The 24,125-nt window shown below is 63.8% G+C and carries 23 protein-coding genes; 11 read left to right on the forward strand and 12 right to left on the reverse strand.

What is annotated here, in order from left to right; all coding sequences use genetic code 11:
- Window positions 1-37: 37 nt before the first annotated feature.
- From ACETK8_RS00675 to ACETK8_RS00685, 3 genes are all read right to left on the reverse strand, one after another.
- Window positions 38-427, reverse strand: a complete 390-nt coding sequence (locus ACETK8_RS00675; protein WP_374037669.1) for a hypothetical protein — start codon at window positions 425-427, stop codon at window positions 38-40.
- A gap of 247 nt (window positions 428-674) precedes the next feature.
- Window positions 675-935 carry a hypothetical protein gene (locus ACETK8_RS00680; RefSeq protein ID WP_183197753.1) on the reverse strand — a complete coding sequence of 87 codons (261 nt, stop codon included), beginning with the start codon at window positions 933-935 and terminating at the stop codon, window positions 675-677.
- Between the two features lie 57 nt (window positions 936-992).
- The gene (locus ACETK8_RS00685) at window positions 993-1,214 is read right to left on the reverse strand and encodes a DUF2188 domain-containing protein (protein ID WP_374037670.1); all 222 of its coding nucleotides are present in this window, start codon (window positions 1,212-1,214) and stop codon (window positions 993-995) included.
- 122 nt (window positions 1,215-1,336) lie between these two features.
- Here ACETK8_RS00685 and ACETK8_RS00690 point away from each other — a divergent pair, with 122 nt between their 5' ends.
- The 3 genes from ACETK8_RS00690 (at window position 1,337) to ACETK8_RS00700 (ending at window position 3,675) form a co-directional block, all read left to right on the forward strand.
- Window positions 1,337-1,648 carry a helix-turn-helix domain-containing protein gene (locus tag ACETK8_RS00690; RefSeq protein ID WP_314527349.1) on the forward strand — a complete coding sequence of 104 codons (312 nt, stop codon included), beginning with the start codon at window positions 1,337-1,339 and terminating at the stop codon, window positions 1,646-1,648.
- Window positions 1,645-2,514 carry an ImmA/IrrE family metallo-endopeptidase gene (locus ACETK8_RS00695; RefSeq protein ID WP_287928169.1) on the forward strand — a complete coding sequence of 290 codons (870 nt, stop codon included), beginning with the start codon at window positions 1,645-1,647 and terminating at the stop codon, window positions 2,512-2,514. Before ACETK8_RS00690 ends, ACETK8_RS00695 begins: the two co-directional genes overlap by 4 nt.
- Before the next feature lie 294 nt (window positions 2,515-2,808).
- Entirely contained in the window at window positions 2,809-3,675 is an 867-nt protein-coding gene (locus tag ACETK8_RS00700) for a hypothetical protein (RefSeq protein ID WP_314527351.1), read from the forward strand.
- 46 nt (window positions 3,676-3,721) lie between these two features.
- Here ACETK8_RS00700 and ACETK8_RS00705 read toward each other — a convergent pair whose 3' ends face one another.
- From ACETK8_RS00705 to ACETK8_RS00725, 5 genes are all read right to left on the reverse strand, one after another.
- Window positions 3,722-4,468: a hypothetical protein gene (locus tag ACETK8_RS00705; protein WP_374037671.1), complete on the reverse strand. Its 747-nt coding sequence runs from the start codon at window positions 4,466-4,468 to the stop codon at window positions 3,722-3,724.
- 161 nt (window positions 4,469-4,629) lie between these two features.
- A complete protein-coding gene (locus tag ACETK8_RS00710; protein ID WP_287928173.1) occupies window positions 4,630-6,150 on the reverse strand; it encodes an argonaute/piwi family protein in 1,521 nt (506 codons plus the stop codon).
- The gene (locus ACETK8_RS00715) at window positions 6,143-7,669 is read right to left on the reverse strand and encodes a toll/interleukin-1 receptor domain-containing protein (RefSeq protein ID WP_287928175.1); all 1,527 of its coding nucleotides are present in this window, start codon (window positions 7,667-7,669) and stop codon (window positions 6,143-6,145) included. Before ACETK8_RS00715 ends, ACETK8_RS00710 begins: the two co-directional genes overlap by 8 nt.
- A 20-nt stretch (window positions 7,670-7,689) precedes the next feature.
- A complete protein-coding gene (locus ACETK8_RS00720; protein WP_374037672.1) occupies window positions 7,690-8,448 on the reverse strand; it encodes a hypothetical protein in 759 nt (252 codons plus the stop codon).
- The gene (locus tag ACETK8_RS00725) at window positions 8,439-9,353 is read right to left on the reverse strand and encodes a hypothetical protein (protein WP_374037673.1); all 915 of its coding nucleotides are present in this window, start codon (window positions 9,351-9,353) and stop codon (window positions 8,439-8,441) included. The genes ACETK8_RS00720 and ACETK8_RS00725 overlap by 10 nt, the downstream gene beginning before the upstream one ends.
- A 1,300-nt stretch (window positions 9,354-10,653) precedes the next feature.
- Here ACETK8_RS00725 and ACETK8_RS00730 point away from each other — a divergent pair.
- Window positions 10,654-11,175 carry a DUF1003 domain-containing protein gene (locus ACETK8_RS00730; RefSeq protein ID WP_374037674.1) on the forward strand — a complete coding sequence of 174 codons (522 nt, stop codon included), beginning with the start codon at window positions 10,654-10,656 and terminating at the stop codon, window positions 11,173-11,175.
- A gap of 11 nt (window positions 11,176-11,186) precedes the next feature.
- Here ACETK8_RS00730 and ACETK8_RS00735 read toward each other — a convergent pair whose 3' ends face one another.
- Both ACETK8_RS00735 and ACETK8_RS00740 read right to left on the reverse strand, forming a co-directional pair.
- Window positions 11,187-12,704, reverse strand: coding sequence for an acetyl-CoA hydrolase/transferase family protein (locus ACETK8_RS00735; RefSeq protein ID WP_287928180.1), 1,518 nt, complete (start codon window positions 12,702-12,704; stop codon window positions 11,187-11,189).
- Between the two features lie 93 nt (window positions 12,705-12,797).
- Complete coding sequence (locus tag ACETK8_RS00740) at window positions 12,798-13,631, reverse strand: universal stress protein (RefSeq protein WP_287928181.1); 834 nt, start codon at window positions 13,629-13,631, stop codon at window positions 12,798-12,800.
- Window positions 13,632-13,839: 208 nt separating this feature from the next.
- Between ACETK8_RS00740 and ACETK8_RS00745 the strand changes: the two genes are divergently transcribed.
- The 5 genes from ACETK8_RS00745 to ACETK8_RS00765 all read left to right on the forward strand — a co-directional run bounded on the left by ACETK8_RS00745 (window position 13,840) and on the right by ACETK8_RS00765 (window position 18,722).
- Window positions 13,840-14,871, forward strand: a complete 1,032-nt coding sequence (locus ACETK8_RS00745) for a glycosyltransferase family 4 protein (RefSeq protein WP_287928182.1) — start codon at window positions 13,840-13,842, stop codon at window positions 14,869-14,871.
- A gap of 542 nt (window positions 14,872-15,413) precedes the next feature.
- Window positions 15,414-16,172 (forward strand): cyclic nucleotide-binding domain-containing protein, encoded by a 759-nt coding sequence (locus tag ACETK8_RS00750; protein WP_372693233.1) that lies wholly within the window; start codon window positions 15,414-15,416, stop codon window positions 16,170-16,172.
- A gap of 80 nt (window positions 16,173-16,252) precedes the next feature.
- Window positions 16,253-16,786, forward strand: coding sequence for a pyridoxamine 5'-phosphate oxidase family protein (locus ACETK8_RS00755; RefSeq protein WP_287928184.1), 534 nt, complete (start codon window positions 16,253-16,255; stop codon window positions 16,784-16,786).
- A 151-nt stretch (window positions 16,787-16,937) separates the two neighbouring features.
- Window positions 16,938-17,966, forward strand: a complete 1,029-nt coding sequence (locus ACETK8_RS00760) for a sensor histidine kinase (RefSeq protein ID WP_292078892.1) — start codon at window positions 16,938-16,940, stop codon at window positions 17,964-17,966.
- A gap of 30 nt (window positions 17,967-17,996) precedes the next feature.
- Complete coding sequence (locus ACETK8_RS00765; protein ID WP_287928186.1) at window positions 17,997-18,722, forward strand: alternative oxidase; 726 nt, start codon at window positions 17,997-17,999, stop codon at window positions 18,720-18,722.
- Between the two features lie 380 nt (window positions 18,723-19,102).
- Here the strand turns inward: ACETK8_RS00765 and ACETK8_RS00770 are convergent, their stop codons facing one another.
- Entirely contained in the window at window positions 19,103-20,530 is a 1,428-nt protein-coding gene (locus ACETK8_RS00770; RefSeq protein ID WP_287928188.1) for a multicopper oxidase family protein, read from the reverse strand.
- A gap of 198 nt (window positions 20,531-20,728) precedes the next feature.
- On the opposite strand from ACETK8_RS00770, the gene ACETK8_RS00775 reads away from it, so the two are divergent.
- Both ACETK8_RS00775 and ACETK8_RS00780 read left to right on the forward strand, forming a co-directional pair.
- Window positions 20,729-21,391, forward strand: coding sequence for a DUF6629 family protein (locus ACETK8_RS00775; RefSeq protein ID WP_287928189.1), 663 nt, complete (start codon window positions 20,729-20,731; stop codon window positions 21,389-21,391).
- Window positions 21,392-21,484: 93 nt separating this feature from the next.
- Window positions 21,485-22,762 (forward strand): hypothetical protein, encoded by a 1,278-nt coding sequence (locus ACETK8_RS00780; protein WP_287928190.1) that lies wholly within the window; start codon window positions 21,485-21,487, stop codon window positions 22,760-22,762.
- 138 nt (window positions 22,763-22,900) lie between these two features.
- On the opposite strand, the gene ACETK8_RS00785 is transcribed toward ACETK8_RS00780, so the two are convergent.
- Window positions 22,901-24,124, reverse strand: coding sequence for an MFS transporter (locus ACETK8_RS00785; protein WP_287928191.1), 1,224 nt, complete (start codon window positions 24,122-24,124; stop codon window positions 22,901-22,903).
- Between the last annotated feature and the right edge of the window lies 1 nt (window position 24,125).

The following is a 24,125-nucleotide window of genomic DNA, read 5'->3' on the forward strand; positions in this document are numbered from 1 at the left end:
TTTCGAGGGGCGGACTCTAGCTATTCGTGGAGGAGTTTCAGGGGGTCACGTCACGTACTGTCTTTTTGAGGAAGGTGTATTCCTTCTCGCCGTAGAGATATCCCATGCGCATCGCATGTTCGATCAGATCGCTGTTCGCATTCGCCGTGGGATCTTTCGCGATCCGCTTCAACCCGTCGAACAGGTTGCCGGTGTCGATCTGGATGAAGCGGTTAATGCAGACATTGCCGACATAGGTCTCGCGGTCGGTCATCCGATTGCGGATGTAGCAATGCTCCTTGATGTCCTGGCCGCACGGACAGTGGTCCCACTCGTCGCTGATTTCCACCGCGACAAGCCCCCACTCTCGCCTCGCAACGTCGAAGTCCTGCGATAGCGACAGAGGCAGGATGTGAGCCCTGAGCCTCTCGAAGTTATGGCCGTCCATTTCGGCTTCTCCATTGGCGGGGCGGTATTCGACCCCTGCGGCGGCGCGTCGGATGCTGGGCCCGCGCCCCTACTTCGACCAATGTCCGAGCACCCACTCCCAGGCGTGACGATCGTAGTCCCAGCGCCAATGGGCGCGGACCCATTTGGTTTTCCCCAAGGGCCGGATCGTTCGCATGTTCTGCACACGATCGACGGGCTTGGGCGGCCGTGGCGGGCGGATTCTACGGAGCTTCATCATGGGGACCTCAGTTCAGAGTGTATTCGCGCCAGGGAATGGCGCTGACGGGGACGCGAGACAGGAAACGCGCGATGTCGGGCCGGCCGAAATAGGTCGCCGCGCCCCGGTGGTTCTGCGCCATCAGCACCACGGGCAGACCGGGAAAGGCGGGCTGGAAGCTGTGCGCCACCCGGGTGGCCTCCGCGTTGTTGTCGAGGATGTGCCGCTTCACCACGACGATGGCGAAGACGATGCCTTGTTCGCGAACGATGGCGCCTTCGAAGCGCATTGGGAGTACTCCTGATGAACGAAAGGCCGCGTCATGGATGACGCGGCCTTTCGAGGTTCAGCCTTTCGGCGGGTAGGGGTCGTTTCCGAAGCTGTCACGCTCGCGGATCTGACCGTTGCGACCGTGGATCAGCAGTTCGCTCTGCTGGTTTTGAGCGATTCCTCGTGCCTGAGAGACCGCTTCAGCCTGTGTCTGATGCACCGTGGTTGCGCGCGCATTGCCCGCACCACGAACGGCCCAGCCATTGGCGTGGGGGACGACATGTTGGTTCTTGCCCATTTCCTTCACCTCCTTTCTCGCTCTCGATGAACGCCTCGTATGATATAGTTTACGACGATACGCTTGTCAACACCGTCTTCCGGCGCGTATGATTTATCTGTACGGCGTTTCCGAGGGACCGAATGTCTTTGGCCACCAAGCTCAAGGACCTGCGGGTCAGACGCGGGCAATCACTCCAGCAGGTCGCTGACGGCGTCGGCGTGTCCAAGGCTCACATCTGGCAGCTTGAACGCGGCGACAGCACCAACCCGAGCCTGGACCTGCTCAGGGGGCTGGCGGACTATTACAAGGTGACTGTGGCGTTCCTGTCTGATGAGAGCGAACCTGCGGACAAGGCACCTGCCCTTCAGTTCTATCGAGAGTTTGACGGTAAGCTGGACGATAAGGCCTGGGCGGCCGTTCGCGCCATGGCTGAGGCCCTGAAGAAGCCGTGAGCGAGCTCCTCATGGATTTGGCGGACTGCGGCTCTCCCGAGCGGCTGATCCAGACCATCCTGAGGCATCACCCTGACTGGACGCCGCCCGTTCCGATCGAGGCGCTCGCGGCGGCCGTGAACATCCTCGAGATCAGGGATTTGGACACGACCTCTTTCGAAGGAGCCTTGCTGACCGACCTGGACAAGAGCCAGGGCATCATTCTGTGCAGGCCGGGCGTGCCAGGCGGCCGTCGACGGTTCACCATCGGCCATGAGCTCGGTCACTTTCTGATCCCCACCCACGTTGGGAATCAGAAGTGCACGCAGGCGCACCTCAGCGAGCGTGGATTCGCGACACCCGCGCAACGGCGCGAAGCCGAAGCCAACCGTTTCGCCGCGGGCATCCTCATGCCGAAGCCTTGGTTCGAACGCGACGCGGACCAACTTGGCCTTCCGGACGTCGGTCATGTCAGAAAGCTGGCGAGATCCTATGATGTCAGCCTGGAAGCGGCTGCGAACCGGTTCGTCGAGCTGACCTCGACACCGTGCGCCATCGTCTTTTCCTACGGTGGAGTGGTCCGTTACGCCCGTTCACACGTGAACTTCCCGCGGCTGGCCGTTGAATGGAAAAGTCGCCTGCCGTCAGATTGCGCCACCAAGGTTAAGCCGAACACTGGCGTTTCAGCGCCATCTGACTGGATCGAGATGGATGGGACGATCTGGCTTCAGCATGATTGGGGTCGTCCGGCGCCACGTGTTCTTGAACAGGTTCTGCGGCAGGCGAACGGGTACGCGGTGACCATGCTCCTGGTGGCCGACGGTCCGACAGACGACGAGGACGAAGAGGAAGACGACCTAGTCGCGCGATGGAGTCCAAGACTCTAGCTCGCGTGCTGAAGGCGTCAGAACACTCATTTTCGGTCAACCGTTGGACAAGGTGCCCATCCCATTTCTCGCATAGGCCGCCGCCAACTGAGAGGACGAGCCAAACGGCATGGTCTGGCGCAACTCCATCCTTCACCATCCCCTAGCAAACGGGGAGACGCTCGTCGTCCGTCCTCGCCATTGGGGTTGTCGGGGTCATCTGCCTGACGGCCGCCATCGGACATCGCGCTCTCTCATGCGGATCGCCTATGCCTTGGGTTAGGTTCGCGAAGCTGGAACGAACGGACCGGAACCATGGTCGAGCAGGAAGAGGCAGACCCTCGCGAGGCGCTGGCCGATGAAGGCCTGCTGTCGCCACAGGTCGAAACTTGGCGACATATCTACATCGACAACTACCGTGACTGGTTCGAGCTCGCGCGCGAGCTGAACCGGTATGCCGTGAGCCTATTCCAGGATCATCAGGACGCCGGCGACGGCGGGCCTGCAAATGCGGCGGCGCCGACCGCCGTCCGCGTCTACGGCCGTGCGCTGAACGCCTACACAGCGAGCATCATGCTTGCCGAGCGCGCCATGACGATAGAGGCCGTGGGAGCGGTGCGCCCCATTCACGAAGCCGGGTTCTGGCTCAGTCTTCTGGCGACCAATCCGGAGAAGGCGCTCGAGGAGCTGGACATCGATCACCACAAGCACGCGGTCGATCGGGAACAGCTCCGGGCGGCCTACCCAGGAAACGCCGAGCTCCATTCCGCGTCGGTGCAAAGAGAAGCGGCTCATGCCGCGCTGCTGGGCAAACGCCGGCCGATCTCCATGAAGGCGTTGGCGGCGAGCCTGCCCGGAGACCCCGGCTACCTCCAGTATCGTCTCGCGAGCGGCTTCTACGAAGCCCGTCGCGACGCGCGCGGGCTTAAGCTGACGGATTTCCGCATCCTACGGTTCGAGGACACGACCCCAAGCAGCTCGCATGCGGAAACGATGCTCACGTTCGAAACCTCAACGGGGCGAAGGGAGATGCAGCTCTCGATCGGGGTCATGCTCGACCTCGGCAAGGACGGCATTCATCTGCGCGGCCCCATGGCGCGGTGGCAAGTCATGGGCCACGCCTTGCAAGAGGCCCGCAGGCGTTTGGGTGAAGCTGGCGACCAAGAATCAGTGATGCCATGATGTGAGATGCCTGGCGCAGCGAAAGACATCTGGGCGTCGGGCGCGATCAGCCCATGGTGATGCTGGCCCGCTGATCCTGGAGGCGATCGAACGCGTTGCGGATCGCCAGGGAGAGATTGATGCGCAGGCGCGTCACCGCATTGTCGCGGCCATCGAGATAGTCTCGTTCAAGGCGGCGTAACTGGTCGGCGGCCCGCGCATCGCTGAAGACGTCGAGACTGTCGAGTTCCTCGTGAACCGCGACGATCTGCGCGGTCGAGCCCCGGCCGACGATGCGGAAGTCGGGGCTCGCGGGCAGTCCGCCGGAGACGGGCGAGAACACCTTGATCGTTTCCCGCCCCTTGTTCTCCGTGGTGACGAAACTGTGGTCTGCGATGTCGATGATGAAATCGCCGGTCAGCGCCGTCGCAGGCTGATACAGGCCCGACCGGTTCCGGAGCCTTTCATGGAGCCAGTAGTCCTGATCCGTATCGATCGGTGCTTCGCCCGGCTCGTCGTCCCACGGCCTGTAGCCCGACTGCGGATTGAGCGGCGCGTGGATATAGGCCCCAAGGTTTGAGGGGAGCTTGCCGTAGCTCAAGTCGAACTGGTCCGCGAAGGCGGCGGCCAGCCGGCCGGCGACCAGGAGCTCGAGACCGCTGAGGTGGAGCGCTCCGATCATCGCGGCGTGCGCCAGCCCGACGCCGTCGTAGACCCGCGCGCCCGCCTTGCCCGAAACGCTGTCCCGCGCTCTGGGCGCGAGTCCCTGATCGTGGAGCAGCGCGAAATTGCGCGGCGTAATATCCGCCGCCAACGCCACTTCGCGCGAGGTCAGTAAGTCCTGTGTCGATCTCGAAGGGCGCCCCATGTAAACTCTCACTCTCTGGAAGTTTTAACTTCCACGAAGTGGGTGTTTCCGTCAAGGGCTTGCTCCCACCCCACGTGCGAGGCCAGAGCTGCGGCTGTGCGCAGCGTTCAGATGTAGTGCTTGAAGGGCAAAGGCGGCAGGTTGGCGATTGGCGCGGCGGTCAGGATTTCGCCGACGTCGTCTGCAAACCTCAAGGTCACCGGCGTACCATCTCCGTAGATGCAGGCATTGAAGTTCAACTTGGTGAGACCGAGGACGTCTTGCATGACCTGGGTCAGATCCGCGTCGCCCTTGGTCACTTCGATGGACAGCGGGTTGGGCGCTTCGCGCCCGGGATAGGTCTGGAGATCGGGCACGAAGCCGATGGTCCACAAATAGCCCTTGCGCGGGCTGACCGTCAGAGCCGTTCCGCGCAGGACAGGGCTCCGTCCCTGACGGAAGAGTTTGATCTCGCGCGTCGTCTGAATCCGTACGCCGACGAGCCGTGTGTCAGGTCCCACGGCGCTGGAAAAGCCCCGCCATTCAGCCTCGTTGAAATGCTGCTTGGCGTGAATGAAGAGCTCCTTGGGTGGGCGGCCGTGCTTGGCGATGTAGGCCTCGACCACCAGGCCGGCGATCTCCTTCGCCTTCGCCTCATCGAGGTGAAACTCGGACGTCGTCAGGGAATACCAGGGCCCCACGGCGCCCTTGAACACGACGCCGTCTCCGGATCCGAGAAACATCTGGGCGCCGCAGCAGGCGTTCCCTGGCGATCCGGCGGTATCGGTCTTCTTGAAGACGAGACCGATGTAGCAGACGTCCTCTCTGACACCCGCTAACGCCCAGGGGCGCCCCCCGGCCTTGAAGAAGGCGGTCGTCGACAGGTTCCAGGCGATGTTGGCGGGATCCTGGAGCATCCGCGGCTTGCCGCCGAGCGCATTGACGCCCTCCGGATCGATCGTTGATTCCCGGACGATCTGAAGAACCACCTTCTGATCGAGCAGCCGCGCCTTGAGCTGGTTGTGGAAATCGACCTCGTACCGGTAGGGCTCGGCGGCGGCGTTGTCCTCTGCGAACATCGACGGCGCCTGCACAAAGTTCCTCGCCGTACGAGCAGAGAACCTCTGGCTGGTCCTGGTCCGTTCGGGCAAGGGGACGATCGACTTCGGCCGACAGAAACGGTGGACGTCGTCCGGTATCACGACAAACCAGACCGCCGGAACGCTGTCCTCCTCGCGGAGGAACTTGCGAATGGCCTGGTCGAAGAGATCGACGGTCTTGTACACGCGTTCGTGGCCGTCCGGGATCCGGACTGTGCTCGACAAGGCCGCCGCTGAAATCGAGATGGTCGCGACGGGGTTGGCGGGCCATTTGGTCTTGAAGGCTGCTTCGAAGCCCGGAAACGCCAGGTGATGCTGCTCCGCCTTTGCGGCCGGGATATATCCCGTGATCTGAGCCACCCACTTCTTGTACCGCGCGATCCCTTCGTCCGTGCCGATGACGCCGACTCTCATTTCAGCGGGTTTGGCCTCGTCGATCATGGGGCCGAAAAGGAACAGACCATCCTTAGGGTCGGGCAGCATCTGGCCGTGTCCGAACTGGAGTAGCGGCTCCGTCAGGATCTGCAGGCCCTGGATCGGATCAGTCATCTGCGGACTCCGCGAGGCCCGCGATCTCGAAGGCCTCGTCCGGTTCCACCGGCGCCTCCGGAGGCGTTTCGTCCTCATCGTCCGGGACCACGGCCCGGGATTTCACGGCGGGATCGGCGCAAGAGATCGGCGATTCAAACAGGACTGGCCGCGCATCCACGACCACCTCTGCGAAATCGCCCATCGGCAGCTTCAAATGGCCGTCCTCGTCACCGATCCAGGCCACGTAGGCCAGCATCAGGTCGCGCCATTGTCCGTTCCACCAGTTTCGGCAGAAACCGCGCCGGAGCTTGTGCATCTTCTCCACGCTGTCGAGCGGCGTCTTGCCGTCGTGCGAGAAGATGATGGCCGCCTTCATGACAAAATGGGGCGTGTCCGTCATGACGGGCTTGGCGATGAAGCCGAGGTGCCAATAGACGCCCCGCTTCTCACTCCGGCCCACCATGGCCTTGCGCCTGCGTTTGCCGGTGTGATCGACAAAATAGGCGGTGTCCTTTTCGATCAGGTCCTTGGTGAAGAACCATGCGACCGAGTTGTCGGCCATCTCGAACGCGGACAATCCCTTGGCCTGCATGGCGTTGTTCCAGGATTGCCGCAGGAGATTGACGACCATGCGCCGGGCGTCCGCGCGTTTGACGCCGGGCATCGCCGCCGGCATCCCGGCCAACATGTCTTCCCGCGTCAAGGTGTAGCGACGCTCGATGACCTGTTCCGGCAGCGCGAGCTTCAGGTCCACTTCTGTTCCGAACGTCCCCACCAGCCTGAAGTATTTGAACCAGGGGAGACGGGTCCCGGACATGACGCTCGAGACCGCCGTCTCGGCGACGCCGAGCGAGAAGAGGGACACTTGGGGAGGCAGCGCGGCAATTGGGAGCCAGTTCGAGTAGAGCTGCTCGGGCTCGATCCGAGGCATCTGATCGGCGTCGGACCGCCGGAGGCACCAGGCTGCGACGTCAGCCGGAGCGATTGCGCCCTTCGGCACGCCGTCACGCTCAAGGACCTGAAAAACTCTCGCCAGGGCGGGCGCCCACCCGGCCTTGAAGTCGATGACGTTCTTGCGGGCGATATTGGCGTTGAAGTCCGAAAAGGGGACATCGTCGACCCTGACCGGCAAGAGGAAATTGGCGATCTTGTCGCTGCGCTCCACCGTGACGGCGAGGTGGATTTCGTCTTTCACGCCCTCCTTGTTCAAGGCGGCGGCAGAAACGACGAGGATGAATTTCGCCGTGTGATGGCGAATGGCGTCTTCGATGTCGTCCCAGAACAGCTCCCCGCCGATCAGCTTGGTGACATCCGACCAGACTTCATAGCCGGCGCTGGCGAGTTGAACGCCGAGCCATCGGACGAAATCGTTCTCCTCCGGATTGGCATGGCTAATGAAGACGAGGCGTCGGCCGGGTCCGGCGGGCGTTTGAGGCGATGGCGAGGTTACAGATGATGGAATCACACAGGAACCATAGCGTGATTTCCAAAAATCTTCCTGTTTTGTTCCGCCGCGCTGTTTGTTGATCCGTCGCACGCTTCGCCGTCGCGATCTCGCTAGAGGTTGTAGACGGCCTTGAGCCGCGCGACGAGTCGCCCCGCGTCAGGCGGCGTGAGTTTCAGCGCCTTCGGATCAAAGGTTTTGTCCGCCTCGACCGCTTCGACAAAGGCCCGCAGATCGGCGGCGATCCCGTCCGGGAGCGCCAGGGTCATCGTCGGCCCCAAGAGCTGAAGGAGCTTGAACACATCGTTGCGATGCTTGGTGACATTCCGGCTATCGACCTGCTGGCCGTCCGCCCGGTCGCGCGCCAGGTTGTTGTAGGCGAACGCCTTGAAGGGAATGAGGGTCTGGACGTCGATGACAGGGACGCCGTCCATCTCTGTCGTTCCGTCCTTGAGCAACGCGTAATAGGCGTCGTCGAGCAGCATGGCTGACAGGCTCTCGACCGTCCCGTCCAGCGGTATGGGCGTGAGGCGCGCGCCCTCCGGCACGGTGATGACATCGGGCAGCCGCGAGAACAGCTCGATCATCGCCGGATAGGTCTTGTCGGAGGGATGGGTGAACCGGAAGAAATTCCTCGCGCCGTCGCTGCGTTCGCGGGTCTGGTAGCCGCCGGCGTCGATGAAGGCCCAGAAAGATCGGACGAACTCCGGCTTCAGGGCCTCGAGACAGAGGACCAGGTCGAGGTCCTTGGTCGGTCGGAACGGCAGACCGGCGCCGGTCATGTGAATCTCGGCCGCTGCGCCGCCGATCAATGTGTACTGGTCCTCGAAGCCCGCGAAGGCCGCCTTGAACACATCAATGCCTACGACCATCCGAAGGGCTCCATGAGGGTGTCGACGGCCTGATCGAGGCGTTCGTCATGACGATCCTCCAGGCTCAGATACAGGGAGAGGCGATCCACGACGGGTCCGTGATGGCAAAGCAGACGGGGATCGTAAGACCAGGTTTCGATGCGGATGGCTTCCGGGTCCCGATCGTCGGCCGGCTGAAGGTCGTGCTGGTAGACCAGCCCCTTCCACTGACGTGCGGAGACCGCCCGGACTTCATGAACGGGAGGACCGAGGAGGGTGTACTCCGACAAAGCGGATTCCCCGGCCAGCGGCAGTGCCTGGGCCTCAGGAAACGGCCTGACCAGGCGACGGGCACGGACGGGCGACTGAAGCAAGTCACGGACCGCCCGCCAGAGGTCGTCGCCCTCCTGCTTGAAAGCGATGCGACGCTCCCGGCCGCGAACATCGATGCCGAGAATGCCGTGCCGCTGCAGTTCATCAACCACCCGCCCAGTGCTCATGGCGGAATATTGAAACCGCTCGGCCAGGGACTTGGGCGTCTGGCCATCGAGGTCCTCACGAAGCAACGAGGCCAGGACCACGACCTGGGCGGCCGGCGTCAACTGCTCCACGGCCGGCCGGACCTCTGACCGGAAATACTCGCGCAGATCAGCGCCGAGCTCGGGCAGGAACAGCTGATTGCCGGGAACGATGAAGTTGACGCCCTGCTGGATAAGACGCTGTCGGTTGGCCGAGCTCAGGGCGTCCGTGAGGAAGACGACCATGAACGCGTCCGATGTCGAGCGGGCGGTCTGGATATGTTTGGCGATCGTGGCCGGGGTTTCCGCGTCCTGGCCGGGCGTGGCGAGAATGAGCAGCTTTCGTCCAAACAGGCTCGTTTCGGCGAGACGATAGCGATCCGTCAGGAAGAACGGCAGGAGGCCCACGTCGGCCTCCTTGAACGTCAATCGGATGTCGAACAGCTGCGTGACGTAGGCCGCCGCATCGTCGAAAAGACGGCCCAGGGTTCCAAAGGATGTCGCGTTCGATAACATTGGATTGGACGATAACATTGGCAATGTTACTATTCAATCTAATGTTATTATTGTTGTCGTGGGTGCGCTTTCGCCGACAGGCCCACACCCGCGAAACGCCGGTATCAAGCTCGCTTCCATTGGAAGAGGTCCGCATCGCGTTCAAGGTCTTCACGCCTGAGCCGGCGCCCCCCAGGAGCAGCCAGACCAGTCGGTCCGGGAGTTGATCTTCAGAGAAGCCAGGCGCCCCGGCGAGCGGCGTCAGTTCGATCAGCGCCTCCTCCTGGCCCATCCTGAACTCATCCCCGCCGAGACGGTGGCGCTTACCTGCAGGCATTTTTGGGGTGACTGGAAGCACATCCACCCACTAGGCACTAGGCCTCGTACGCCTTGGCGTCGATTGACCAGAGTACCTTGGGTGCGGTGCGCGCTAAGCTTCCTGGTGCGACATCTAGTTGGCAAGTCCTCGGCGACATTGGGCGTGTGTCATTGTCATCGGGGTAGGGCCTGGGGTTTTGGCGCTTCCCGCCTGGGCGGCGTTGCTGCTCATGCCCCCAAGCATCGTTTCACACTGGAGCCGTTGCTCCGCCGTCAGCGGTTGGGCCGTCGCGCACCCGGCAACAAGAGCCGCCAGCGCCAGCGCGCCGAGAAATCCTGCGGATTTGGTCATCTGTTCGTACCTGTCAAAGACAATCTTCGCCTGACCTTGAAGGGCCTGGGCCCGCTCCGCCTTGATTCAAATCAACCCTGCCATGCCCAACCCTGCCAGGGTTTCGTTCTGGCTCCTGGCAGGGTGTCGCGGGCCCGCTGTTCGCTGCGCGCTCCGTATGACCAAATCGGGAACTTGGGTTCCGATGGGCTTCCGGCGTGCGAAAGGCGGGCGATCACCTCCAGAACCACCGGACGATTCGCCTTCCCCCGCGCGCCGGGGCCAGACGCCCTTCGGCGCCGCCGCAAATGGACGATTCGCATCGCCCTTGTCGCCGCGCTGGAGCAGTTCGCGGCTGGACCGGCGCTCACGCGGCAGCCCGCCGAAGATCACACAGACTCGAAGCAGCTTGCGGCCTATTCTCTCACCAGAAAACTGGCGTGCTCAAGATGGCGGTCGTGACGGCTGCCGACGACACCACGAACCCGCGTGAAGCGGCCTGGCTCAAACACAGCCATTAGCGCCGACGCGAGCCCGCTCGCCGGCATTGGACGAAGGCCCGATATGACCCTCAAGATTCGTCAGGACGAGCTTTCCCAAGGCCTGCTCGGCGCGCCGTACGCCGACCTCACCCCGGTCCAGAGAAGCGTCGTTGATCTGATGGTCAGCGAAGCGCCGTCGGGCGTCAGCCCGGTTCTGGAGACCGACGACCGGACGTTTTGGGAACGGCTGGCCGACACCGTCGCCGACGTGGGGGGATCATGGACCTTCATCGGCTTGTTCAGCTGCGTCCTGATCGGCTGGGCCGTTCTCAACCTGGGGCTTGCGCGCTTCTCGTCCGCCTTCGATCCCTACCCCTTCATCTTCCTCAACCTTATGCTCTCGGCGGTCGCGGCGCTTCAGGCCCCGGTGATCATGATGAGCCAGAAGCGTCAGGCGGTCCGCGACCGTCTTGCGGCCGAGCACGACTACACGGTCAATCTGCGGGCCGAGCTGGAGATCATGCGGCTGCACGACCGCCTTGAACTCAGCCAAAACCAGATGGCTCGCATCGAGGCGGCCCTCGCTGCCTTGGCCAAGCCCTGAGGCCAACGTGGTCAGAGCGGGGCCATGCTTCCCGAGCGGACAAACCGGGAATGCCATGACAAGGCCTCGTCAAGCAGCATCGGCGTCTGCAGCCCGTAAGACCCCTTCAGGGCGCGCTGGTAGTAGTCCTCCAGCGCCGGGCGGAAGCTCGGATGGGCGCAGGTGTCGATGACGACGCGCGCCCGCTGTTTGGGCGACAGGCCGCGAAGATCGGCCAGGCCCTGTTCAGTGACGATCACCTGGACGTCCTGATTGATGTGATCGACGTGGGAGACGGCGGGCACCAGGGTGGAGATCTTGCCGCCCTTGGCCGTCGAAGCGCTCATGAAGATCGAGATGTAGGCGTTGCGGGCGAAATCCCCCGAGCCGCCGATGCCGTTCTGGATCCGCGAGCCCATGATGTGCGTCGAGTTGACGTTGCCGTAGATGTCGGCCTCGATCATGCCGTTCATGGCGATACAGCCCAGGCGCCGGATCACCTCGGGGTGGTTGCTGATCTCCTGCGGCCTGAGGATGATGCGGTCGCGGTAGTCGCCCATGCTCCGGTTGACCCGCTCGGTCAGTTCCGGGCTGAGGCTGAGGGCGGTTGAGGAGGCGACCCGCAGCTTGCCGCTGTCCATCAGCGCCATCATGCCGTCCTGGATGACCTCGGTATAGGCGCTCAGGTCCTCGAAGGGCGCGTCGATCAGGCCGGTCAGGACGGCGTTGGCTGTATTGCCGACGCCCGATTGCAGCGGCAGCAGCGACGGCGGCAGACGTCCTTTCGACACCTCGTGCTCGAGGAACTCCAGCAGGTGTCCGGCGATGGCCAGGTCATCCGGCCCGGGCGCGGTGAAGCCGGCGTTGCGGTCGGGTTGGTCGGTCTCGACGATGGCCACGATCTTGTCCGGGTCGCAGCGGAAGCACGGCTCGCCGATGCGATCGCCGGCGCGGATCAGGGGAATGGGCACCCGGTTCGGCGGTAGCGCCGTGCCGTAGTAGATATCGTGCATGCCCAGAAGCTCCGGGTTCTGCCACCGGTTCACCTCCAGGATCACCTGGCTGGCACGGTCAAGCCAGGTCTTGTTGTTGCCGACCGAGGACGCAGGGATCAGCGCCCCGTCCTCTCGGATGCCGGTGACCTGGATGATGGCGGTGTCCAGCGGGCCGAGGAAGCCCTGCCAGGCGACAGGCGCGACCTGGCTCAGGTGCATGTCGGAATAGGCCATCTCGCCGCGATTGATCCTGTCGCGACAAGTCGGGTCGCTGTTGTAGGGCAGCCGGAATTCGATGCCGTCGGCCTTGGCCAGGGCACCGTCCAGCTCCGGCCCGGTCGAGGCGCCGGTCCAGATGCGCAGCTTGAAGGGACGCCCCGCCGCGTGCTCGGCCTCGATCCGGGCCGCCAGCGCCAGGGGCACGGCGGTCGGATAGCCTGAGGCGGTGAACCCGCTGAGCCCCACTGTCGTATTCGGCGCGATCAGAATAGCGGCGTCCTCGGCCGACATCACCTTGGCCCGGTGCCTTGCGCTTGCGATGCGGTCATCCGTCATGGAACGATCCTTCCAACGTCTCGAAACCTCCCTGCGCGTAGGTCCACGAGCCTCGCGCCGTCTCCCACGATCGTGATCCTCGATGCGCCGGGATCAATGGCTGAGCAGCAGGCAGACCGGGGACGCGCCTAGCAGCCCATGGGTCACGCCGCCCAGCACCCATTCGCGCATGCGGGCGTGGCCGTAACCGCCGGCGACGATCAGGCCCGCCTGATGCTCGTCGGCGAATTTGAGAATCTGGCTCGACCGTGCGCCGTCATCGCCCTGAAGCACCTGGGCGCTCGCCACGATGTCATGGCGTCCCAGGAAGGCGGCGACATCGTTCGTGCGGGCCGCGGCCTCGTCCATGCCGCCCTCGGCGCAGATCTCGATCACATAGGTCAGGGCCGAGGCTCTCAACATCGGCAGGGCGGAGGCGACCGCGCGCTGGGCCTCGCGGCAGTCCTTCCACGCCACCACCGCCGCCGTTCCCGGAGAAAGGCGGACCGGCGCGGGCGGGACGATCAGAACAGGACGCCCGAGCGCCATCAGGGCGTCGCCCGGGTCGATGGACCGTTGCGGCGCTCGCGCGGGATCGAGACGACCGAGGATCAGCAGGTCGGCGGCGCGGACGGCCTGCCCCACCACATCGGACGGAAAGCCGATCCTCCCGCGCCATTCGCAGCGATCGGCATGGGTTCCGACCGCCTTCCAGAAGGTCGTTTCGGCCTGGGTCACATCGGCCTCGGCCATGTCCCGGAACAGACCGAGCATTTCACCCAACATCGCCCCGCCGGCATAGGGATCGACCTGGGGCGCATCCGGCAGACTGGCCGATATTCCGATCAGGCGCGCGTCGAACCGCTCGGCGAGATCGCAGGCCAAGGCGATGCGCGCCTCGGTCTCGACGCCCTGGTCGACATAGACCATCAGGCTCTCATAGGTCATGGGGTTGGCTCCGGTTTCGGGCCAACTGCGCCCTTCGCCCCGGGCGACGCATTGATCGGGATCAAGGATATCGGCCGATCGCCTTGGCAAGATGCGCGCCTCATCGGATGGAGACATGCGCCATGACCTCGAGTCCCACCGCTCCGTCGCAGGGGCCAGCAGGCGGCCCCTGCGCCCCTTCCTCGATGGTCCCCCGGAGCTTCTACAGATGAGGATCGCCCAAGTCACACCGCTGTACGAAGCCGTGCCACCGAAATTCTATGGCGGTACTGAACGGGTCGTGGCGCATCTGACCGACGCCCTCGTGGACCTCGGCCACGAGGTGACCTTGTTCGCGAGCGCCGACGCAGAGACCCGGGCGCGTCTCGTTCCGGTTCGCGACCAGGCGATCAGGCTCGACCCCTCGCCGTTAAAGTCTGACCTGGCGGCTCATCTGACGATGCTGGCTCAGGTTCTGGACCGGGTCGACGATTTCGACGTGATCCATTTCCATACCGACATGATCCAGTTCCCCATGTTCCGGAACTGGGCGGGCAAGACGCTGACGACATTGCACGGGCGGCTGGACATGAAAGATCTGGCGGGGGTGTATGCGCGGTGGCCCGAGTTCGGCCTCGTCTCCATCTCCGACGACCAGCGTCGCCCTCTGTCGTTCGCCAACTGGCGGGCCACAGTCCATCATGGGATGCCGGCCGAACTCTACAGATATTCCGGCCGGTCGGACGGCTATCTCGCTTTTCTGGGACGCATATCGCCCGAGAAACGGCCAGACCGGGCCATCGAGATCGCCACGAGACTGGGAAAGCGGCTGAAGATCGCGGCCAAGGTGGATGCAGCCGATCGCGTCTACTACGACGAGACGATCAGGCCATTGATCGAGAGCAATCCGCTGATCGAGTTCATCGGCGAGATCGGCGATCACCAGAAGTCGGAGTTCCTGGGCGGCGCTGACGCCCTGCTCTTTCCCATAGATTGGCCCGAGCCGTTTGGCCTGGTCATGATCGAGGCGATGGCGTGCGGCACGCCCGTGGTCGCGTTCCGTTGCGGTTCGACCAGCGAAATCGTCGAGGACGGAATGACGGGCTTTCTGGTCGACACCATGGCCCAGGCCGTCGCGGCCACGCTACAGGCCGCGCAACTCGACCGGCAGGCCATTCGCGCCCAATTCGAGCGGCGTTTCTCCGCCACCGCCATGGCCCTGCGTTACGTGGATGTTTATGATGCGCTCCTGGCCGCCTAGCTGAAACGGACGCATCCTCAGAGATCTGGTGGGAGGGCGGTCAGACGGGCCAGACCTCCATGGCCCTCGGACCGGGCCTGTGGCGACCTGACGTTCGGCTCACGCGTCGACGGTCGTCACCAGCTAACCCGGAACTCACCTCCCGCCGATCTCCGGGGGCGGGTCGCGGTCCGCCTCCGGGCGGCATTTCCCGCCACGCTGGAGTTCGTCCTGTCGCACGACGAAAACCGAGACCTGATCGCATATTTGAATTCGATCCAGTCGCCGACCGGCTCGGGAGGCCAAGACGGCGCCGGCGCCGATCAAGGCGAGCTTAATCCCGGCGCGGGTCAGCTCCCGGCGACCAAATAACGGACGAAGCTTTACGGTTGCAAAAACCTTGGCGAATACAAGGGTTCGTCTATGTCACACCGAACGATTTTTGAATTTTACTCCTCGTCATCTGAGTAATTCAACGCCGAATAGATCGCTACGGGTTGCGGCATTTGATCTGGATCAACGATTTCGTTAGGCGTTCGGGGCTCCGGCGCGCATTTTAGCGAATGATCGCTGCCACGAAGCCCATGCTTGCGCCGCGAACGCTTCCTCACGGATGCGTCGACCGGCCCAAAGTCAACGATTGCGACAGTTGCGGCGCGCGGGCGTTGAGCGTCTGCGGCAGCGTCGCCGATCAGGATCTCAAACGCCTGGGAGACCTGGCTGAAGTCGTCAAGCTGGCAGCCGGGGCGGTTCTGACGCGGGAAGGCGAACCCGCGCCCCATGTCTTCAACATCACGTCGGGATCTCTGAGGGTCTACAAATTGTTGCCCGACGGTCGGCGCCAGATCACGGGCTTTTTGTTCGCCGGCGACTTCCTGGGCCTGGCGATCGGTGAGGTCTATGTGTTCTCCGCCGAGGCGATCGAGCCGACGACCGTCTGCAGGTTCCGCAAAGGACCGTTCCGCGCCCTGGTCGAGAGCAGCTCGCCGTTGGAACATATGCTCCTGCACCGCACGTCTCATGAGCTGGCCGCCGCTCAGAACCAGATGCTTCTGCTGGGGCGCAAGACGGCCATCGAGCGTCTGGCGTCCTTTCTTCTCGACCTGCCCGGGCACGACCCCGCCCGTCCGACGGCCCCTGGCCATGTCCGACTGCCCATGAAACGTGGCGAGATCGCCGACTATCTGGGATTGACGATCGAGACGGTCAGCCGAGTGCTCACCCGCATGAAGGCCAAAGGCATCATCTCGATGCCCTCCCAGAGCGAGCTGATCGTCGAACGTCCGGACTTGCTGCGCGCGCACGCCTGCGGAGAACTCTGACGCCGGACCGTTGAGCCAGATCAAGGCAGCCGGCGGGCCGGGAGGGTAGGCGGGAGACCGCTGACCCGGAGGACCGCATCATGGACGCTGACTCAAATATCGACCGCTACCCGCCGATCAACGGGGCCGCGGTCGAAACCATCGTCGAACTTCTCGATCGTGAACGGCTGATGAGCATCGGAGTCAATCGACCCGACGGCTGGCCCCAAGTGACGACCGTCGGCTATCTGAATGACGGGCTGAACCTGTATTTCGTCAGCGGCCGCGAGAGCCAGAAACTGGCCAATCTCCAGGCCGATGATCGTGTTTCGGTCTCGATCCACTCGCTGGCGGAGCGGGGCGGCGCCGTCGGGGTTTCGATGGCCGCGCACGCGACCGAGGTGACGGACGCCGGCGAAGTCGAACGGCTCAACCAGATGATGTTCAAGCGCTGGCCGATGGTGAGCGTCTACTGCCCGGCGACCAGTTCCGTGGCGATCATCCATGTGAAACCGGAACTGATCTGCGCGATCTCGGCCGTCGATGGCCGAAGCCGAACGGAATGTTTCTCGCTAGGCGAACCTGCGGGACCAGGCGGCCGAGAGCCTGACGCCACCCGCCCGGATGCCATTTGATTTGATCGCCTTCCCGCCGTTCGAAACGCCGGTCGCAGCGCCCCCGTGATCTGGATCAAGGCAGTTGTCAGCCCGCAGGGCTAGCCTGCCTTGACCGGTCGGCCCAAGGCGTGGGCCCGGCCGGCTCCGCGACATTCAACAGGGATCGTTCATGCCGACATCGACCGTGCCCGTGCCCGTGCCCGATATATCGATGTCTCTCGCGCTGTCGCTCATCAACGCCTCGGTCGCCCCCGTGCTTCTGCTGGACGGTGAACTCGAGGTCGTGGCCGCCAGTCAGTCGTTCCTCGAGGATTTCGACATCGACCCGAACGCTATCCCGGGTTGCCGGCTGGCGGATCTGGGCGCCGGCGAATGGAATGTGCCGCAGCTGTGGTCTCTGCTGAGAGCGACCGCCTATGGCAAGGCTGACATCCGTGCCTACGAGATGGATCTGGTGCTCGCCGATCGGCCACCCAAGCATCTGATCTTTCATGCGCGTCGCCTGAGCCCAGGGCCGGATCAGGGCGTGCGGCTCCTGTTGACGATCACGGATGTGACGATCCCCAGGGCGAAGGACCGTCAGAAGGACGAACTCATCCGTCAGAACGCGCTGCTGTATCAGGAGGTGCAGCACAGGGTCGCCAACAGTCTCCAGATCATCGCCAGCGTCCTGATGCAGGGCGTTCGAACGGTCGGATCGGATGAGAGCCGAAGCCATTTGCGAGACGCCCATCAGCGCATCTTGTCCGTCGCGGCCGTGCAACGGCACCTGGCCGGATCCACGACGGGGGACGTCGAACTCCGGGCCTATTTCACCGACCTGTGTCGGAGCATCGGCGACTCGATGATCAGAGACCACAACCAGTTGGCGCTGACCGTATCCGTGGACGACAGCATCGCTTCATCCGGCATGTCCGTAAGCCTGGGTCTGATCGTCACCGAGCTGGTCATCAACGGGCTGAAGCACGCCTTTCCCGACGACCGAAACGGCGACATCGTCGTCGATTACCACGCCCGAGGCGATGGCTGGATCCTCAGCGTGACCGACAACGGCGTCGGCATGCCCAGCGGATCCCAGACGGTCAAGCCAGGTCTGGGCACCGGGATCATTCAGGCTCTTGCTGGTCAGCTGGGCGCTCGCGTCGAGCTCGCCGACGCGCGGCCCGGTACGCGGGTATCCATCATTTGTCTCCCCTAACCACAAACGGCGTCCTGAAAGGACTTGCAGATGGTCAATAGAATTCTCGCTCCGGACGACCGGGCCCTGGCGGAGGAGAAGGTCGCCGAACCCGCCGTCCACCATGTGCCGCGAGGCTTTTCTGATAAATTCGCCCTCGGCTTCACCAAACTGCTGCGCGTCTGCGCCGACACCTTCTTCGCCAAGAAATACGGTCACCGGGCCATCGTGCTGGAAACCGTCGCCGCCGTGCCCGGCATGGTCGGGGCCACGCTGACTCACCTGAGATGCCTGCGACAGATGAAGGACGACGACGGCTGGATCCGCACCCTGATGGAGGAGGCCGAGAACGAGCGGATGCATCTGATGACCTTCATCGCCGTGGCCCAGCCGACATGGTTCGAGCGGCTGGTGATCCAGCTGGCCCAGGCGGTGTTCTACATCGGCTTTTTCGGGCTCTACCTGATCTCGTCGCGCACGGCCCACCGGGTGGTCGGATATTTCGAGGAGGAGGCCGTCATCAGCTACACCCTGTATCTGAAGGAGATCGACGAGGGCCGCTCGCCCAATGTTCCGGCGCCGGACATCGCCATCCATTATTGGAAGCTGCCAGCCGACGCGACGCTGCGCGACGTCGTGCTGATGGTACGGGCCGACGAGGCCCATCACCGGGACGTCAACCACGGCTTCGCCAGCACGCTGAGCGGAACGGCGATCGATCAGCTTCCCGTCGCCCCCTATCCGCCGCACGCCAACGAAATTCGCATGCACGCGTGAAATACTCCGAGGGCTGCGAGTGAGGAGCGACTTGAATGGAGGCCGGCAATCGCCGGCCCCAAGGTCCTGCTCCACACGGGTTGGGCCGCGGACGGAGAGCGGCTGAGCGTCGAGGAATCCGTCCTGACCGGCGAGGCCGCCCCGGTGCTCACTATCCCGTCAAACGCTGGGGTTCGCGCCGCCGCCACCCGACGCGCTCAGCAAACAGTATTTGACCCCGGCGCAGGCGACCTCGAGGGCATGGCCCGCGGCCGCTGGTGGCGATCGTCGTGTTGAACCGGCGCCCGGTCGGCGGCTCCAGCGGTCAGGCAAGACCCACGGCCTCCGACGGCCTGCGGCCATGCCCGGAGTGTGGTCGTTCGCCGCTCGACGACGTCAGTCTAGGTTGAATAAGAGAGCTGCGTCATCATTCCCGCCGCCATGTGGTAGAGGTGATGGCAGTGGAAAGCCCACTGACCGGGATTGCCGGCATCGAATGCGATGGTGACCGACCGCTGGGGTGGGATGTTCACAGTATCCCGCATGGCGCCGGAAAACCGCTGACGATTGATCGCCACCACCTGAAAATGATGGCCATGGAGGTGCATCGGATGGGACATCATGCTTTTGTTGAGCATGGTGACCTCGATCCGGTCACCCCGGCGCACCACCATCGGCTCAGCGGTTTCAAGACCCCAGCCATAGGTCGCCATCGATCCGGTCAGCGCCAGATCGAAGGCCCTGTGATCCGAATGGTTTTCCAACGGAACCAGAGCGGACAAGCGAGCTTCAAAATCCAGATCCAGCACGGGAGCGTCATCGACGGACAGTTCAGGCAGTCTGGAAACGGTCGCCCCCGGGGGCTGAAGGATCAGGCCCGTCCGTTGCCTGGCGCCCTCCCGAAGAGCAAGGACCGGAAACGACCGGACCTCGCGCGGCAACTGTAGACGGACGTCGAGCCTTTGCCCCATCGCCACAGGAAAGCGCCGGCCCTTGACCGGTTGGACGAGCTGCCCGTCGACGGCGATCACCTCCCCGTCGACCTCACCCAGATCCAGGGTGAAGGCGGTAGCCGTCGCCCCGTTTATAACCCGTAGCCGCACCCGTCCGCCGAGTTCGACGGCAACGATTTCAGGGTCGCCGAGGGTTCGGTCGTTGGCGAGATAGGCGTCGTACTCGACGTCATTGATGTCGATCGCCATCCCGACGCCGTCGGTCGAGGCGGTCGTCGGCGCCATGCCGGCGATCGGCGCATGATCGGGCGCCGGGCTGCCGCGTGATTTCAGCCTTTCGAGGATCTCCTCGGGGGAGGAAAACGAAAAATCATGCAGGAGAACGATGATCTCCTGTTCGTCGCGCCGCTCCTCCGCCAGGGTTCGGACAATCAGAGGAGCCGCCAGCAACGCCTGCTCCTGCAGTGTGTGGGCATGCATCCAGTGCGTTCCCGCCGCACCCACCGGAAAATCGAAGCTCCGTTCAGTGCGGGCCGCCATGAGCGGGAGAGCGGCGCCCGCCACCCCGTCGCTTGCAAAAGGCGGTGTCAGGCCGTGCCAATGAATGATGGTCGCCTCATCCGTATCGTTCTCCAGCATCACATTGAATGCGTCCCCCTCCCGCAAGGCCAGGCCGGGCGTTCCATTCGGCTGACGCAACCCGAAGACGCTTGCCGCCCTTCCGTTGACCTCGATGGTTCGCCGGGCGATCCGAAGCTGTACGGGGACGGTCGCCGGCCGAGCCATGAAGCTCTTGGCCCACGAAACTTGCGGGGCTGCGAAAGCGAGCGCCGTGGCGCCCAGCAGACTGCCCTCGAGGAGGCGGCGGCGATTCATCGGGAGCTCCTGGATAAACGGTGGCGGCCACTTTGAAGCCCCCAGCGGTCCGTGCATTGATCGGGATCAATACCCGACCGTGATCCGCAGGCTTGCTTTGTCCCCCCAAGGAGCCGCAGGTCGTACGCACCGGATCGACCCGGCGACAGGACGCAAGCCATCTGCCTTTCAGCCGCCGTCAGTTATGCCGCCGCCGTCGTGCTGATCCCGGTCGGCACGGTCACCCTGGTTCGGGGACTACGGACGGACAGGCGTTATGCCGCCTTGTTCGCCCTGCCCCTTCTGTTCGGCCTTCAGCAGATGTTCGAGGGTCTGGTCTGGACCGCCGGCGGGCTCGACGATCAGGTCGCGGTGGCCCGGTACTCCCTGGCCTATATGTTCTTCTCCTGGCTGGCCTGGCCCGTATGGGTGCCGGTCGCCGTCTTCCTCATAGAAGGCTCTCGCCGCAAACCCCTGTTTCTCGTCATGGCGGTCCTGGGCGGGATGCTGGGAGGCCTGCAGTATGTCCCCTATTTCGCGCATGAAGGCTGGCTCACGGTGAGATTCCTGCCGAACGCGATCGTCTATCAAAGCACCGAGCTTCTGGACTTCATCATAGGGCGGGAAGGAACCTACGTGATCTACATGGCGATCGTGGCGGGCTCGCTCCTCCTGTCGTGGGACCGCAACGTCAAGGTGTTCGGTCTGCTGGTGTTCGCCGTCATGGCGGTCACCTACGCCTTCTTCGCCTACGCCTATGTCTCGGTCTTCTGTTTCGGCGGAGCGCTGATGTCTCTCTACCTCGTCTGGATGGCTTTCGGCGGAGGCTTCAAGACGGGTCGACGTGAGCCCGACTGCGCGGTCGGCTCCGTGCCGACATGATGCCCGCAGGCTTGACGCTCCATAGTCTGCCCAGGCGGCGCCGGTCGGCAGGCGAAACCGCCGTTCGCGCCGCCGTCGGAAAAGGAAGAGCGGATGAGTGAAACCGGCGGCATCGGGGACAGCGCCCGCGACGCTGTGCTCAACAGAGACTGCTTCTGCATCACGCTCGACAGATCCAGCTTGAGTGCGGCGATCCGTGCGGAGGCCGGGGATCCGGACCTCGTTGGCGCGCTGCTCGCCTCAAGGCCGAATCTGTTCTCCGGCGGGCCCGTCTTCATCTCCACGCACGACGTCAAGGCCATGCTCGACGTCGTCGCGGCCATCGAAGCGGCGACCGGCGACACGGCCTATCAGGAAGAGGTGCTTGGCTGGGCTCCCGCGATCGCCCGCCACGACTTCGGCCCCCGCGGCGTTTTCATGGGCTATGATTTTCATCTTGGCGGCAGCGGCCCCAAGCTGATCGAAGTGAATACGAATGCCGGGGGCGCCTTCCTGAACGCCTTGCTGGCCCGCGCCCAAGAGGCCTGTTGCCGCCAAGCGAGTGACGCCAGACGCGCAAACGCGCCTGGCGAGTTCGAAGCGCTCGTGTGGCAAATGTTTATCGACGAATGGGAATTGCAGGGTCGCGTCGGTCAGCCACGGACGATCGCCATCGTCGAAGACGGCCCGAAAGATCAGTTCCTCTACCCGGAGTTCCTGCTGGCCCAGCGGTTCTTCGAACAGCGCGGCGTGAAGGCCTGTGTCGTCGATCCCTCCGAACTCCGGATTTCCGGGGGACGCCTGGAACATGATGGGCAGACCGTGGACCTCGTCTACAACCGCCTCGTCGATTTTTCCCTCGACGCCGCAGGCCACGAAGCTTTGCGAGACGCCTATCTCCACGGCGCTGTCGTTCTGACGCCCAACCCCCGCAACCATGCCCTGTTCGCCGACAAACGGAATCTCAGCCTGTTGTCGGACCCGGCCATGGTCGCCGGTTGGGATCTGACGCCAGGCCAACTGAAAAGCCTTTCGGCGATCCCCCACACCGCCCTCGTGACGGCCGAAAACGCGGAGAGGCTGTGGGCGGAGCGCAGCCGGCATTTCTTCAAGCCCGCTGGCGGTCATGGTGGAAAGGCCGTCTATCGCGGCGACAAGCTCACCCGGCGCGTTTGGGCCGAGATCCAGCGAGGCGGCTATATCGCCCAGGAACTGGCAAAGCCGAGTGAACGTCGCATCAAGATCGACGGAGAGATCCAGTCTCTGAAGCTCGATGTCCGCCTCTACACCTATCAAGGCCAGCCTCTCCAGATGGCCGCCCGCGTCTATCAGGGCCAGACGACAAATTTCAGAACCCCGGGCGGCGGCTTCGCTCCCGTTTTTGTCGTCTAGGCCCCCGAATGCCGAGGTCAGGCGTGGCGATGCTTGCGCCCCTGGCCGGCCAGGGTGCTTCGGATCCTGTCGCCCGCCAACCAAACGTGACGTCCGGACCGAAGCCGCTGACCTTTCAACACGCAGCGGCGCCGTGGTTTAGTTTTCAGCTGAAGCGCGCCTTTGACGGTCAATCGGGAGGGCATGGGTCAGCATGCGAGGCATGGCCATGCCGAGAACGACGCCGAACCCGGTCAATACGGCCATGATGATGAACGAGGCATCGGGCAACCAGGCGACATCGTATAAAAGGCCTCCCCCGGCCGAACCGACGGCCGCACCCAAGCTTGCGGCAGCCGTTTGCCGGCCGAGTTGAGCGCCCTGCGCCTGACCGGCCATGCTGGAGGTCCAGTAGGTCAGGATCGGCGCGAGAATGCCGGCGCTTGCCGCCACGGCGCCGATCACCGCGAGCATCAGGGTGAAATCCGTCGCGCGCGGAAGCAGGAACAATCCCGTCGCCAGGACGACCAGGGCCGGTGCTATGAGCCAGCGGGTCGCCGAGGGCTTGATCCAGGGCGAGAAGACAATGGCCTGAACCACGAGCATGACCAGGCTGCACTCCGTAAACATCAGGGCGATCTGAGTCGGGGTCATGCCCAGTTCCTGCTTGCCGCGAAGCGCCAGACCGACCTCGAAAACACCGACACCGGCCGCGACGATGAATCCCAGGATCAGCAGATTTGGGATCAGCCAGCGGCCTGTCGACGAAGCGGTCGGGTCGGGCGCGCCCATCCGCCCCCTGCGCCGGCTTCGTGGTATCGCCAAGACGGCTGCGCCGGCCACGGAAAATGCGAGAACCGCCGTCGCGCCCAGCGGAAACGCCAACGACCCCATGGGATTGGTGATCGACAGCACGTCTGCGGCAGCGCGCGCGATGAACACGCCTAACATGGGTCCCAGGAGAAATCCCGAGACCCCCGCCAGGCTGACGAAGGTCAATCGGCGCGCGCGCACCTCGTCGGTCGCCGCCAGATCCCCTACGGCGGCAAGCGCCACCGGCGTGACCGCAGCGGCGAACAGACCGCTCAGGATCCGCTCCGCGTAGACCGCGACGAGGCTCTCGACGAAGGCGAAGACCAGCATGGTGGCGCCAAAACCCGTCAGGCCGATCAGCAGGATGACGCGGCGTCCATGCCTGTCCGAAAGGCGGCCCCACATCGGTGCGAAGAGAAACAACGACAGCATATAGAGGCCGGTCAGCAGACCTGTCGACCGGGAGACCTCTCCCGCCGAGGCGCTTTCGCCAACCAGCCGTTCAATCAGGAACGGCAGCAATGGGAGGACGACGCCGAAGCCCATCGACACCGTGAACACCGAGGCCATC

Origin of the sequence: Brevundimonas staleyi (assembly GCF_041893865.1) — a bacterium.
GTDB lineage: Bacteria > Pseudomonadota > Alphaproteobacteria > Caulobacterales > Caulobacteraceae > Brevundimonas > Brevundimonas staleyi.

Coding starts and splice junctions, on each gene's coding strand:
- ACETK8_RS00675 (WP_374037669.1), bottom strand. CDS start 427: ATGGACGGCCATAACTTCGAGAGGCTCAGGGCTCACATCCTGCCTCTG.
- ACETK8_RS00680 (WP_183197753.1), bottom strand. CDS start 935: ATGCGCTTCGAAGGCGCCATCGTTCGCGAACAAGGCATCGTCTTCGCC.
- ACETK8_RS00685 (WP_374037670.1), bottom strand. CDS start 1,214: ATGGGCAAGAACCAACATGTCGTCCCCCACGCCAATGGCTGGGCCGTT.
- ACETK8_RS00690 (WP_314527349.1), top strand. CDS start 1,337: ATGTCTTTGGCCACCAAGCTCAAGGACCTGCGGGTCAGACGCGGGCAA.
- ACETK8_RS00700 (WP_314527351.1), top strand. CDS start 2,809: ATGGTCGAGCAGGAAGAGGCAGACCCTCGCGAGGCGCTGGCCGATGAA.
- ACETK8_RS00710 (WP_287928173.1), bottom strand. CDS start 6,150: ATGACTGATCCGATCCAGGGCCTGCAGATCCTGACGGAGCCGCTACTC.
- ACETK8_RS00720 (WP_374037672.1), bottom strand. CDS start 8,448: ATGGTCGTAGGCATTGATGTGTTCAAGGCGGCCTTCGCGGGCTTCGAG.
- ACETK8_RS00730 (WP_374037674.1), top strand. CDS start 10,654: ATGACCCTCAAGATTCGTCAGGACGAGCTTTCCCAAGGCCTGCTCGGC.
- ACETK8_RS00735 (WP_287928180.1), bottom strand. CDS start 12,704: ATGACGGATGACCGCATCGCAAGCGCAAGGCACCGGGCCAAGGTGATG.
- ACETK8_RS00740 (WP_287928181.1), bottom strand. CDS start 13,631: ATGACCTATGAGAGCCTGATGGTCTATGTCGACCAGGGCGTCGAGACC.
- ACETK8_RS00745 (WP_287928182.1), top strand. CDS start 13,840: ATGAGGATCGCCCAAGTCACACCGCTGTACGAAGCCGTGCCACCGAAA.
- ACETK8_RS00750 (WP_372693233.1), top strand. CDS start 15,414: ATGATCGCTGCCACGAAGCCCATGCTTGCGCCGCGAACGCTTCCTCAC.
- ACETK8_RS00755 (WP_287928184.1), top strand. CDS start 16,253: ATGGACGCTGACTCAAATATCGACCGCTACCCGCCGATCAACGGGGCC.
- ACETK8_RS00760 (WP_292078892.1), top strand. CDS start 16,938: ATGCCGACATCGACCGTGCCCGTGCCCGTGCCCGATATATCGATGTCT.
- ACETK8_RS00765 (WP_287928186.1), top strand. CDS start 17,997: ATGGTCAATAGAATTCTCGCTCCGGACGACCGGGCCCTGGCGGAGGAG.
- ACETK8_RS00770 (WP_287928188.1), bottom strand. CDS start 20,530: ATGAATCGCCGCCGCCTCCTCGAGGGCAGTCTGCTGGGCGCCACGGCG.
- ACETK8_RS00780 (WP_287928190.1), top strand. CDS start 21,485: ATGAGTGAAACCGGCGGCATCGGGGACAGCGCCCGCGACGCTGTGCTC.
- ACETK8_RS00785 (WP_287928191.1), bottom strand. CDS start 24,124: ATGGCCTCGGTGTTCACGGTGTCGATGGGCTTCGGCGTCGTCCTCCCA.